A 12,478-nucleotide genomic window follows, 5' to 3' on the forward strand; every position below is an offset into this window, starting at 1 on the left:
CCTCCCTAATAATTGTCAAATTATCTTTAAATGTCTTCATCACTTTTGTATTCTAAAACATCCCCAGGCTGACATTCTAATGCCTTACAAATCGCATCTAGAGTTGATAATCGAATCGCTTTTGCCTTTCCATTTTTCAATATAGAAAGATTCGCCATCGTGATTCCAACCTTTTCAGAAAGTTCTGTTACGCTCATTTTCCTTTTCGCCAACATCACATCAATATTGATAATAATTGCCATTGGTTTCACCTCATATCGTTAAATCATTTTCGGATTTTATATCGATGGCATTTTTTAATAGCATTTGAAGAACAGCAGCAAAGACTGCAATCACTATTGAAGCAAAAGGAACAATCAATCCAACAAAGATGACACCTGGGGCATCGTCTTTCTCCGCAAAGAGATAAAAGAGCGGCAAGAGTAGCACATGCAAACTACTGATTGTGATGGCACAGAATTTGATATTTCTCAAAGCATTTACAGATAATTGTGAGAAAGCTTTATTTTTGTCAATATAGCGTAAAAGTTTAAACGCCTGATACAAAGCAAAGTAAAAAGGAATCGCCGATGCATCAAAGACAATAGAAACGAGGTATTTAATCAAATCAAACTCTGGAAGCAATTTTGCTGCAATATTACCTAACTCAGGTACCAAAAAGATACATAAAGCAAGAACTGGAAAGCCCATAAGAACAACAGCTATCTTTAAAAATAGTGTTTCTGGTTTCATGAAAAGCACCTCTCTTAAGTATTGTTTATTAGATATTAACATGTTATTTATCGATAAACAATTAGTTTTTATTGATTATTATAATATTTTTGTTGTTAAAAAGTTAATTTGAACAAAAATATAAAGCATTCCTCTTTAAAAAGAAATGTTCTAAATGGTGTATCTCATGAGCCTCAATTGAATTACTGTTAGTCCACTAATAAAAAAAACTTTATGTATAAAAAAATGAGGCGCAAATGAGCCAAATATAAATGGAAGCACCTCATTTAGATGTGTCACGGTGAACCGTATCGTAAGAAAATGAGGTTCTAACACGGGGGATTTATGCAAGTATGGAGCCAGCGTGCAATTTCAAAATCTATATAAACAGCCATGACGAAACAAACATATATATATAATAAGAGGTAGTTCCTACAAGTGTATTTGTAATAAGGGACTGCCTTTTTTGTATCAGCATTAGTTAACGTATTTGCAAGGTATATAGATCGATTTTGCTGGAAAGGAGGATATTCTTATGAAGAATAAAAGCGAAATCATGGAGATCATTCAGCAATTGGATCATCATATTGCAGATGATTTTGAGGCACAGGACCTAGACTTTAAACAATGGAATTTTAGTGCTGTGGAGGAAAACGTCAATAAAATGATTAAATACGCTGTTTGTATGGCAAATGGCGGCGGGGGCAGCGTTGTTTTCGGCGTGGCCGACAAAATGCAGGGAATAGACAATGTTTTAATAGGGATTCCATTTGATGTAGACATAGAAGAATTACAAAAAAGGATATTTGAAAATACGGATCCACACATAACCCCTTCATTTGATGAAATATTTTATAAAGATCATTCAATCCGGCTCTTGGTTATGAACGTTTTGCCGGAAACACCGCCTTATACAACAACGAAGGGTACAGCAACCATTAGGCAAGGAAAAGAGTGTCTGCCGTACATGGAGACGAATCGAATAATTTAATTCCTTTTGAAATTTCGAATATAAAAAGAAGTATCAAAGAACAACTAAACGTCCTTGATACTTCTTTTTTTCAATTTTATATAAAGGGATTACTGTTATATCATTAATGATGGCATGGAAAGATTTTGGTTCTTCTGGAGATACCATAGGAAGCATGCCGAGCGATTGTTGCTTCCCTTTTATGCTGATTTCTTTTGTTTTTGATCTAAACGATGGCTAAAGAAAGTTAGCAGACTTGCGCAGACTGTAACTATCCCACCGACCCATGTTACATTCATTAAATTCCCTTGATGGTATACAATTCCGCCTAATGCAGAACCGAAAGCGATACCTACGTTGCTTGCCACTGGCATAAGTGAAGCAGCAAGACCTGTTGCTTTTGGCTGATAAATTCCGGCAAGGTCTATTAAATAAAGCTGAGTAGATGTTGTTAAGAGGATGCCCATTAACGACATCAAGCCAAGGTTAGCAAGTCCTAAAATAAAATGATTTGTCGTCCAAAATAAACTTGTCAGAACAACAGCCTGCACGAGAAAAACAAACCGAAGTCGCCCGATTGCATTGTGGCTCGCAATTTTTCCGGCGAGGATGTTACTGAAAATCGAGATAAATCCGTAACCAAATAAGATTAAACTAATTGAATGATTTGGTACTTCCATTCCCTTCAAGATAGGAACAAGGTACGTAAAGACAGTATAAGTTGCGCCAAATCCGAGAGCAGGAATGAAAAAAGCCATCAAAATTCTTGGATTGGTCATTAAAGAAAACTGATCCCGTATCGAACTGCGTATTTGGCTGAGTCTAGTAGGCAAGACGAAAAAGGATGCCAAAAACGCCAATCCTCCTAGGAAAGTAGTTAACATGAAAGTGGCATTCCAGCCGTACGAATCGGCAATGACAACACCAATTGGCACTCCAACGACATTTGCAAGTGTGAAACCACCGAAAACGAATGATATAGCAATTCCGCGTTTATTAATCGGCATGGTTTCACTTGCAACTATCATGGCTAGAGAGATTAATACTCCTGTTACAATCGCTGTCATAATCCGAAGTGCAAGGAGCATGATGTAGCTCGTCGAGATTACACACAAAGCATTCAGGACGATGAAAGTTCCTATCAAAAACAACATCCATTTTCGCTTTGGAAAATGACTTGTTGATGACATCACTAGTGGTGTGGCGATGGCAAACGTAATTGCAAACGCAGAAACGAGTGTGCCTGCTTTTGCATTTGTTATATGAAGGCTTGAGGAAATATCGGTTAAGATTCCGACAATAACAAATTCGCTTGTCCCGAGAACAAATGTTAATAATGTAAGTGTTGAGATGAGCAACCAATGTCGCTTGGATAATTTTGTGGAGTGCATAAATACCTCTTTTCTTAGATGAATGTAAATGTGTCACATAGTAGAAAAACGACCTAAACATCATACCATAAAATATTTTTGCAAGAAAAACCCTTTCTTATCAAATAGAGGTCAAGAGATTACCAGGATCGACAATGCAACGGGAGTTAGCAGAAAACTATTTAAGAAAACACATTTCTGTTGATAATGCTATTGGTGACTCATTTAGTTACAATATGGTGAACCGTATCATAAGTAAATAAGTTTTTTGTGAGAAAAAAGGTCTATCCCACCGTGTGCTAAAGTTTTAACTTACTGGGGGTCATCTTGGCTTTTACCTTTGTTATCGAAATTATCTGCTAAAATGACACCCAAAGTATATTAGGCTATAATTAGAGCTATTGTAATCACCCTTCAACTACTAGAAAGGGGTTTTTTTATGATTAAATTACATAATGTCGGTAAAAGTTTTTCACAGTTTCAGGCCATTAAATCCTTGTCTTTAACGATCAATAAAGGAGAAATTCACGGAATTATAGGAGCTAGTGGAGCAGGTAAATCAACCTTGCTGCGGCTAATGAATTTGTTGGAGATCCCTGACGAAGGTGAAGTGGAAGTGAATGGTCAAAAGTTAACCGATTTGAGCAGCAAAGAACTTCGACAAGCACGGAAATCAATAGGGATGATTTTTCAACATTTTAATCTTGTGGCGAATAAAACGGTTTACGATAATGTAGCCGTATCGTTAGAGTTGGCAAACTTTCCAAGGAAAGAACGACGGAGCCGCGTGGTGGAGTGTCTTCAATTTGTTGGGTTGGAGAGTTTCATGAAAAAATATCCTGCACAATTAAGTGGCGGACAAAAGCAGCGCGTTGCAATTGCAAGAGCATTAGCGAATAATCCGCAAGTTTTGTTATGTGATGAACCGACCTCTTCCCTTGATCCTAATACAACTGCTGAAATATTAGAGGTATTAGAAAATATAAATAAAAGACTCGGTGTTACTATTGTCATTGTAAGTCATGAGATGGAAGTAATTAAAAGTATCTGTAATCGAGTAACTGTAATGGAAGCTGGAGAAATCTATGACACCGTATTAATTGAACCAAAAAAGATTCAACATATAGACGGTAGCCCAAGATACTTTGTAGAACAATTAACAAAGGATGGTGAGATGGACCATGCCTGATATATTAGTTCAATATGAAGCTGAAATTTGGGCGTCTATTGGAGAGACCTTTGTAATGGTGGGTGTTTCTATTTTAGCTGCAATCCTTCTAGGCCTCCCAGTTGGGACGTTACTTTACCTTTGCAAGAAGGGACAAGTACTTGAGAACCGTTTTGTTTTTTTTACTTTAAATTTATTGGTAAATATTACTCGTTCTTTTCCTTTTTTATTATTAGTAGTTTTTCTAATTCCATTTACACGATTAATCATTGGGACAGCCATTGGTACAGCGGCCGCAACTGTTCCATTATCAATAATCGCTATTGCTCATTATTCGCGATTAGTCGAGCAGTCTTTATTAGACGTACCAAGAGGTGTAATGGAAGCAGCCATTTCAATGGGTGCTTCTGTTAAGGAAGTTATTTTTAAATTTCTTTATGTTGAGGCCCGTTCTGGACTTGTTCTCGGATTAACAACATCGATTATTAGTTTTATTTCCTATTCGACAATTATGGGAGTAGTCGGAGGCGGTGGTATAGGAGACTTTGCCATTCGGTACGGATATCAACAATTTAAAACAGAATTAATGATGTACATGATTATTATTATGATCATACTGGTACAGATCATCCAATTTACTGGAACAACTGTATCAAGAATGATTGATAAAAGATAGGAGAAAAAAATGAAAAAAATACTTATTTTTATTACGATGTCACTATTGATTTTAGCTGGTTGTAGCCAGAAAAATGAGGCAAATGATAAGGGGAATGTGCAAAGTAATGAGCAGGAAGAAGTGACATTGAAAGTAGCTTCTTTAATTCCTCCAATGACGGAAATGCTGGAGCTTGTTAAACCAAAACTAGCAGAGGAAGGGATTAATCTCGAAATTGTTGTATTAAGTGATAATGTTCAGCCTAACAGCGCGCTTGCACAGGAGAAGTAGATGCAAACTTCTTCCAACATGTACCTTATATGGAGGAATTCAATAGAAACAATGATGCAGAACTAGTTCCAATTGTACCGATCTATTTTGCGAATTATGGCGTATATTCTAAACAATACAATTCGATGGACGAATTACCGGAGGGTGCAGTAATCGCTATTGCGAATGACGTTTCCAATATAGATCGTTCATTGGCATTGTTAGCTCAACACGATGTCATTACTTTACAAGAAAAAACGGGACCATATTATACGAAAGCTGATATTGTTGACAACCCAAAAAACTATAAGTTTGAAGAAGTAGATTTGTTAATGTTAGCGAGAATGTATGATGATGCAGATGCAGTATTCTTGTACCCTGCATACGCTGCACCTCTTGGATTGACACCAAAAAGTGATGCTATCCTTACTGAAGGAATTGAAAATGACTTTGCGATTACTCTAGTAGCGCGCAAAGATAATGCTGAATCAGAGTCGATTCAAAAGCTAGCTGAAGCTATGACGAGTCCAGAAGTACGCAAGTTTTTAGAAGAAAATTATGATGAAACTGCTATTCCGGCATTCTAATACAGATATAAAAAAAGGACTATTCTAGTTGTTTTTACAACAGAGAATGGCCCTTTTTTATTTAAAACTAAGTAACATCGAAATGATCCCCACAACATTTTGAACGATATTTCCAGGTAGTAGAAGCCACCGGTATAATCCAACTACCATATAGAACCCTTTCACAAATATCACTTATGTTATTACCAATTGCTAATTAGCAATACTATGCATGCACTACTAAATAAAAAGCGCAAACCCGTGTAGTTCAATGGTTTGCGCTTTTTGACTTGTGTTAGTGCCTAGCACTTCTATTTAAAGAGATTAATTGTTGTAATAATAATTGGCATACCGAAAACGTCAATTAAGAAGGCTCCTACGATCGGTACGATTAGGAATGCTTTACGTGATGGGCCAAATTTTGAAACAACTGCAGACATATTTGCCATTGCGTTGGGCGTTGCACCAAGACCATGACCAAGGAAACCCGATACCATAATCGCTGCATCGTAGTTTTTACCGAGTAAGCGGAAAAGAACGAACACTGCGAATAATACGATGAAGAGTACTTGAGCTAAGATGATGATGAATAATGGTAAGGCTAAGTCTGCGACTTCCCATAGTTTAATGCTCATCAATGCCATTGATAAGAAAATACCAAGGGAAATATCACCGATTAAGTTGATTTCTTTCATGTTGATTAATTCAGGTTTGAAGCGATCAACGATATTACGAACGATTACTGCTATGAACATGGCACCTACATAACCCGGTAATACAAATCCTGTCAGTGTAGAGAACCATTCTCCAGCATATGTACCAGCAGCCATACAGAATGTGATTAAGAAAACTTGCAGCATGAATGATTTTTCTGTAATCGGATGTTGTGATTTTTCAACGTATGCTTCTGTTTCTTCAGAAGATGGCTTTAAGTTAAATTTGCGAATTAAGTATTGAATCACAGGACCACCAACAAGTCCACCAGCTACTAATCCACATGTAGCTGCAGCCATCCCAATTGTTAGGGCAGAAGGTACACCTAAGCCTTCAATTGTTTCCCCAAAAGCGGCAGCAGCACCATGTCCTCCTTCCATCGATACGGCTCCAGCCATTACGCCGATTAATGGATGAATACCCATTACTTTTGCTAAAGAAACGCCAATCACATTTTGCATTAAGGCTAAGAAACCACAAGCTAACCAATAGATTACTAGCAGTTTGCCGCCTAATTTAACAAGTTTGAAACTTGCACCGAGTCCAATCGTTGTAAAAAATGTGATCATGAAGATGGATTGTAGTGAGGTGTCTAAAGTAATTTCGAGAATGTCGAACCCTTTTAAAATCGTTGCTAAAATAGCGAACAGCAAGCCCCCCACAACAGGTGCCGGAATACAAAATCGATTTAAAAAACCAACCCTTTTAACTAAAAATGATCCGATTAAAAATAATGTTACTGCTAGGCATAGTGTTGTAATTTGATTTAAAGCCATATACATCCCCCTTTGTTTATTCGAAACTGTTCATAATTACTTCGTTGATAAAGTAAGCCCCCAATTTTGCGGTTTGATTATTTACATCAAGTGAAGGGTTTACTTCACAAATGCTGAAACTTACAGTGTTTTTGTGCGAAACCATTTGGCGCAAAATGTCCCGTACCTTTAAAGCGGATAAACCGAATGGTGATGGTGCACTGACACCCGGAGCTTCAGCAGCATTTATAACATCCATACAAAGAGTAACAAGTAAAACATCATGTGCATTCATGAAGTCATGTAAATCTTTAGTGAACTGAGATGAATCCAATTGTTCATCTAAAAAGTATTGCACATCATATTGAGCGGCTGTATCGAATAATGCAGTCGTGTTCCCATATTGTTGGATGCCACATACGAAATAATGTGCATTTGGATCCTCGTCTAAAATTTGTTTAAACATTGTACCTGACGAGGTTTGTTTATCATACGAACGCATATCAAAGTGTGCATCAATATTAAGCAAACCAATGGAAGAGTCCGGACCCACTGCTTTACGAACCCCTAAATATTGTCCGTATAATGTTTCATGACCGCCACCAAGTACAATAGCCTTTCCGTTTGTTAAAATGTCAGAAACTTTATCCCCTAGTTCTCGTTGTGCCTGCTCTAATTCATGACCTTCACAAATGATATCCCCCAAATCAATTAGAGAATTTACATGAACATCATTACGCCATGGCAACGTTGATAACTGCTTACGTAACGCAAGTGGAGCATCTTTTGCACCAACACGACCATTGTTACGGCGGACGCCTTCATCGCAAACAAAGCCTATTAATCCAACCATTCCTGGCATTGTTTTAGTTGCCAATTGAACAGTTTGATGATAACGGAAGTAAGAGTGATCCGTATCATGATCGATGCGACCTTGCCAAACTTTTGAATCTGTTTTTTTATACAATACGTTCACCTCCTTAAAGACTGAAAAAACATATTTTTATTATATTTATAAATATTTATAATAACAAATATCATTTTTTTATATTATAATAGTTTAAAACTATAAATGAGGTGCGAAATGGATTTACGGAAGATGTATTATTTCAATGCAACCGTAAAATATCAAAGTTTTTCAAGGGCCGCAAAAGCCTTACATATTTCACAGCCTTCATTAAGCAATGCGATAAAAACTCTGGAACTAGAAATCAATGCATCGCTAATAGAACGTACAACCAAACAATTTCAATTAACGGAATTAGGACAGCAATTTTATGAACGTTCGAAAAGTTTAATTGCTCAATTTGAAGTAATGGATACCGAGTTAAAAGAGTTAGCAAAAGGGGAGCAGTTAGAAATTCGATTAGGCATGATTGAATCAGCAAATTACTGGTTTTCACAAGTAATTATTGCATATCAAAAACGATACCCACAAAATCAAATTACTCTAATTGATACATTGTATAATCAAACTGTGCGCCAAGCTTTATTAGATTTAAATGTGCATGGAGTAATTACGAACCAACATATTGTTGATCATGAAATAAAAAGTGAATTATTGTATACCGAACCGTATGTCGTGGTAACAAAAAAAGATCATCCATTTGCTGCGAAAGAGAAAATAACGCTAGTAGACTTTACCAAAGAAGCCTTGATAATAGGTATGCCAGCATTTCAAACGAGTGCACAAATATTAAAAGCGTTTGAACAGGAAGATGTCACACCGAATATTCAATATAAAATAGAACGATTTGAAATGATAAAAGTATTGGTAGAAGAAGGGTTAGGAATTGCCATCTTACCTCAACACTATGTCAAACATCATTTATCAGAATGCTTACTAACAAGCCCAGTGCACAGTGAGTTTCTAAATCGCAATGTATACTTAAGCACCATGAAGGACCGTACATTCCCAAAGAGTATATTAGAGCTATTTGAGCTCATAAAGACAATGCATTAAATAGGTACTAGGCACAACTGTAATATTCTAAATACATCCGTTATAGTAAGGGGGCCTCCTTTTCGGATTTCCTTCAGACGTGAAAAATGACCTGGAATTGTTAGATTCTAGGTCATTTAGTCTGCAGTCTTTGATATTTTAATAGCGCACATTAATCAAAAATTTTGTAAGGATTCATAAGCAAAAAAACATGGTGAGGAACTGTCAACGATACCATAATTAATTGAGGTTTTTGTATCAACATGACACTTCATTAGTAAAGAAGTTCAGTCGTACAGACTCCTCATTTATTTGATGGAAAGCGGATTGTAACTGTTGTCCCTTCATCAATTGTACTTTGGAAATCAATTCTACCATTAAATTTTTCAACGATATGATAGCAAATCATTAAACCTAAACCTGTCCCGTTACTTTTTAAAGAGTAGAAAGGAGTACCGAGAGACTCAACTTCCGCTTTTGACATTCCACAACCAGTATCGATGACTTTCATTTCAACGAAATGATTCTTTCTATTCACCTGAACAATAACGGAGTCACCACTTTTGGAGGCCTCAATTGCATTTTTGATAATATTGATCATTAATTGTTTATACTCTATCGCGTTAGCGTAGATATAGCAATCTTCATCCACATTTAATTCAATCGTATTATCACGTACAAGCCCATATGATTTAAGTAAATCAGTTACACTTTGAAGAACAGCCTGAACGTTTACTATTTCCATTTTTTTCTCTTTATCTGGCTTTGCTATGCATAAAAATTGAGAAATTACTTGTTCTGCCGTATTTAATTCATCAATCATCAAAGTAAAATGATCTTTTACATCCTTACTAGATAGAGTGTCCTTTTCGCTGTAAAACTGCAAAAAACCTTTAACAGCTGTCAAAGGATTTCTAATTTCATGTGCAACTGCAGCTGCTAGTTGTCCAGTAGTCTTTAATCGTTCGGAGTGTTGTAATTGTTCATAATATAATTGCTGTTTCTTTATACGTAACTGGTATAAATGATAAATACAATATATTATCACTTGACTTCCTATAAAGTTACTAACATTTCCTATTAAATCTGATTTCATATGAGCGTATCTATTTTCTTGATCCATTAGCATGATATAGCTATATGTAACTGTTATTAATAGTCCGTTTAAAATTAAAGAAAAATAAAACAGCTTTGAATCAAAAAATAAAATAGAAATTGCAGGAATAAAGCAGAGAAGTATAAAGGTAGACCAAGTGTCTGGATATAAAAAGAAAATAGTATAGAGATAAGCGGATCCAACGATAATAATGATAATTCTGGATTGATAATTCCGATACCTAGGATAAAGCAATAAACATGCAACGAGAGCTAATATAAGAACACTATGTAAAATGTAACCTATCTTAAGTTCACCAAAACGTGGATTATCTAATAACAAACCCATCATCATTAGTGTCGTCATGATGATCACTAACGTATAATATACTTTGTTATTGATATGCGTATAAAATTCCTTCATATGTACTCCTTTCGTTGTTTTAAGTTTTGAGTCAATAATTTTTCAATGTATGCTTGAAACTACAAATGGTGTGATTTAACCATAATAACATAAATGATGAAAATTATTAGAGAGGATTTCTAATATACAGCTAGTAATACATAGAGAGGCATGGATGGTAAAGGTACTGATGCTAATGAAAAGATCATCCGTTGGTCAAAATGGAAGAGTTCCGTTTTCTTTATAATAAAAGAGTATATAGATATAAAAAAGGGGCTGTCCAATAAGCCCATAAATTGAAGCGGTGTAGAAAAACGAGTCTTTGATCTGACCCAAAAAAGTTAGACATATATAGTTAAGCAACTTCTAAGACCTTAGTTCGGTACTCCACCGGGCTTAGGTCTTTTAATTTTTCCTTCATTCGTTTGTGATTGTAATAGTGAATATAGTCTTTGAGTTCCTGTTCAAAATGTGCCATGGATTCAAACTCTTGTAGATACAGGAGTTCAGATTTTAATAAGCCAAAGAAATTTTCAATGACTGCGTTGTCCAAACAATTGCCCTTACGGGACATACTCTGCATTATCCCATGTTGTTTTAATGTTTGTCGATACTTTTTCATTTGATAGTGCCAACCTTGATCCGAATGAAGAATGACTTGATCACTTGATTGAAGGCGCTCCAATGCTTGTTCTAGCATATCATGGACTAGTTTGTACACTGGACGACTCATTACTGTGTATGCAATGATTTCGCCATTGCATAAATCAAGGACGGGTGATAAATAGCGTTTCTCACCAAATAGATGGAACTCTGTCACGTCTGTTACCCATTTCTCGTTCATTTTTTTCGCTGTAAAATCGCGTTGCAACATGTTTGGGGCAATTTTTCCGACGTTTCCTTTATACGAACGGTATTTCTTCATGCGGACTTCACATTTTATGCCAATGGCATTCATCAAATAATTAATCGTTTTAGGATCATAATGAAAGCCGTATTTTTTCAGTTCTTTGGCAATCCTACGATAACCATAACGTCCCTTATGTTCAAGATAAATGGACTGAATTGCGACTTTCACTTCAGCGTATTTATCAGTACGATTCAAACGCTTTTCCCAGTAATAATACGTACTACGTGGAATATCAGCGACTTTGATTAATTCCACTACTTCATAGATTTCCTTTAGTTCATAAATTACTTGCGCTTTGATTTGATTGGTAATTTTTCTTGCATTTGAACTAAAGTATTCAACTTTTTTAAGTACGCATTCTCCATTTCTAATTGTTTAATACGTACCTCTAATGCCTCAACAGATCCTTCAATTGGTGTTGGTTTCGTTGTTCTTTTTGTTTCTTTTTTCATGGATGGACGCCCCTTTTTCTTAGAAACAAGGGCATCATAACCACCAACCTCAAACTTCATTTTCCAATTCCGAATCATGCCAGGAGATGAAATATTAAATAATGCAGCTGTATTAATCGAAGATGTACCTGTCTCGTTCATATAATTAAGTACATTCATTTTATAGTCAGCTGAATATTTTGTATAGGACTTTAAGAAAGTCTCTACACCATTTTTTTGATAACGGCGAACCCATTCATTTACAACCCGATCTGTCACTCCGATATCTTTTGCGATTTCAATCATAGATTCATTTCCATATAAGTATCGTTGAACTGCTTGAATACGTTGTTCAGCCCTTACTTTTGCCATAAAAAACCCCCGTAAAAGTTAGATTGGTGTCTAACTTTTACGGGGCAGTTCACTTTTTCTACACCTGTTTTTTTTATATTTTTATTAATCTACTATTTTTTGTAGGCAATTGATTGTAGTGGAAGACGGCGACTCCAGCGGGAATA

Annotated in this window: 11 protein-coding genes and 1 pseudogene; 5 read left to right on the plus strand and 7 right to left on the minus strand. The window is 35.9% G+C overall.

The features are described 5' to 3' along the window. Positions 1–26: 26 nt before the first annotated feature. Together MHB48_RS05930 and MHB48_RS05935 are read right to left on the minus strand one after the other, a co-directional pair. Complete coding sequence (locus tag MHB48_RS05930; protein ID WP_342600607.1) at positions 27–242, minus strand: helix-turn-helix transcriptional regulator; 216 nt, start codon at positions 240–242, stop codon at positions 27–29. 10 nt (positions 243–252) lie between these two features. After that, the gene (locus MHB48_RS05935) at positions 253–732 is read right to left on the minus strand and encodes a DUF2975 domain-containing protein (RefSeq protein ID WP_342600608.1); all 480 of its coding nucleotides are present in this window, start codon (positions 730–732) and stop codon (positions 253–255) included. A 514-nt stretch (positions 733–1,246) separates the two neighbouring features. Between MHB48_RS05935 and MHB48_RS05940 the strand changes: the two genes are divergently transcribed. After that, entirely contained in the window at positions 1,247–1,702 is a 456-nt protein-coding gene (locus MHB48_RS05940) for an ATP-binding protein (protein WP_342600609.1), read from the plus strand. A gap of 179 nt (positions 1,703–1,881) precedes the next feature. On the opposite strand, the gene MHB48_RS05945 is transcribed toward MHB48_RS05940, so the two are convergent. Then, positions 1,882–3,072 (minus strand): MFS transporter, encoded by a 1,191-nt coding sequence (locus MHB48_RS05945; protein ID WP_342600610.1) that lies wholly within the window; start codon positions 3,070–3,072, stop codon positions 1,882–1,884. Positions 3,073–3,490: 418 nt separating this feature from the next. Here MHB48_RS05945 and MHB48_RS05950 point away from each other — a divergent pair, with 418 nt between their 5' ends. The 3 genes and pseudogenes from MHB48_RS05950 (at position 3,491) to MHB48_RS05960 (ending at position 5,731) form a co-directional block, all read left to right on the plus strand. Beyond that, positions 3,491–4,240, plus strand: coding sequence for a methionine ABC transporter ATP-binding protein (locus MHB48_RS05950; RefSeq protein WP_342600611.1), 750 nt, complete (start codon positions 3,491–3,493; stop codon positions 4,238–4,240). Continuing rightward, positions 4,233–4,895: a methionine ABC transporter permease gene (locus MHB48_RS05955; protein ID WP_340918934.1), complete on the plus strand. Its 663-nt coding sequence runs from the start codon at positions 4,233–4,235 to the stop codon at positions 4,893–4,895. The genes MHB48_RS05950 and MHB48_RS05955 overlap by 8 nt, the downstream gene beginning before the upstream one ends. Before the next feature lie 9 nt (positions 4,896–4,904). Continuing rightward, positions 4,905–5,731, plus strand: a pseudogene (locus tag MHB48_RS05960) (MetQ/NlpA family ABC transporter substrate-binding protein). A 290-nt stretch (positions 5,732–6,021) separates the two neighbouring features. Here the strand turns inward: MHB48_RS05960 and gltS are convergent. Both gltS and hutG read right to left on the minus strand, forming a co-directional pair. After that, positions 6,022–7,206, minus strand: coding sequence for a sodium/glutamate symporter (gene gltS, locus MHB48_RS05965; RefSeq protein ID WP_342600612.1), 1,185 nt, complete (start codon positions 7,204–7,206; stop codon positions 6,022–6,024). 10 nt (positions 7,207–7,216) lie between these two features. Next, positions 7,217–8,146 (minus strand): formimidoylglutamase, encoded by a 930-nt coding sequence (hutG, locus tag MHB48_RS05970; protein WP_342600613.1) that lies wholly within the window; start codon positions 8,144–8,146, stop codon positions 7,217–7,219. 117 nt (positions 8,147–8,263) lie between these two features. On the opposite strand from hutG, the gene MHB48_RS05975 reads away from it, so the two are divergent. Next, the gene (locus tag MHB48_RS05975) at positions 8,264–9,142 is read left to right on the plus strand and encodes a LysR family transcriptional regulator (protein WP_342600614.1); all 879 of its coding nucleotides are present in this window, start codon (positions 8,264–8,266) and stop codon (positions 9,140–9,142) included. A gap of 283 nt (positions 9,143–9,425) precedes the next feature. Here MHB48_RS05975 and MHB48_RS05980 read toward each other — a convergent pair whose 3' ends face one another. After that, positions 9,426–10,640 carry a HAMP domain-containing sensor histidine kinase gene (locus tag MHB48_RS05980; protein WP_342600615.1) on the minus strand — a complete coding sequence of 405 codons (1,215 nt, stop codon included), beginning with the start codon at positions 10,638–10,640 and terminating at the stop codon, positions 9,426–9,428. A gap of 334 nt (positions 10,641–10,974) precedes the next feature. Further along, positions 10,975–12,332 (minus strand): IS3 family transposase gene (locus MHB48_RS05985; protein WP_342598154.1). Its coding sequence is split into 2 segments (ribosomal slippage): positions 10,975–11,879 and positions 11,879–12,332, totalling 1,359 coding nucleotides; the frame shifts between segments, so codons are not numbered across the junction. Between the last annotated feature and the right edge of the window lie 146 nt (positions 12,333–12,478).

Origin of the sequence: Psychrobacillus sp. FSL H8-0483, from assembly GCF_038637725.1 — a bacterium.
GTDB lineage: Bacteria > Bacillota > Bacilli > Bacillales_A > Planococcaceae > Psychrobacillus.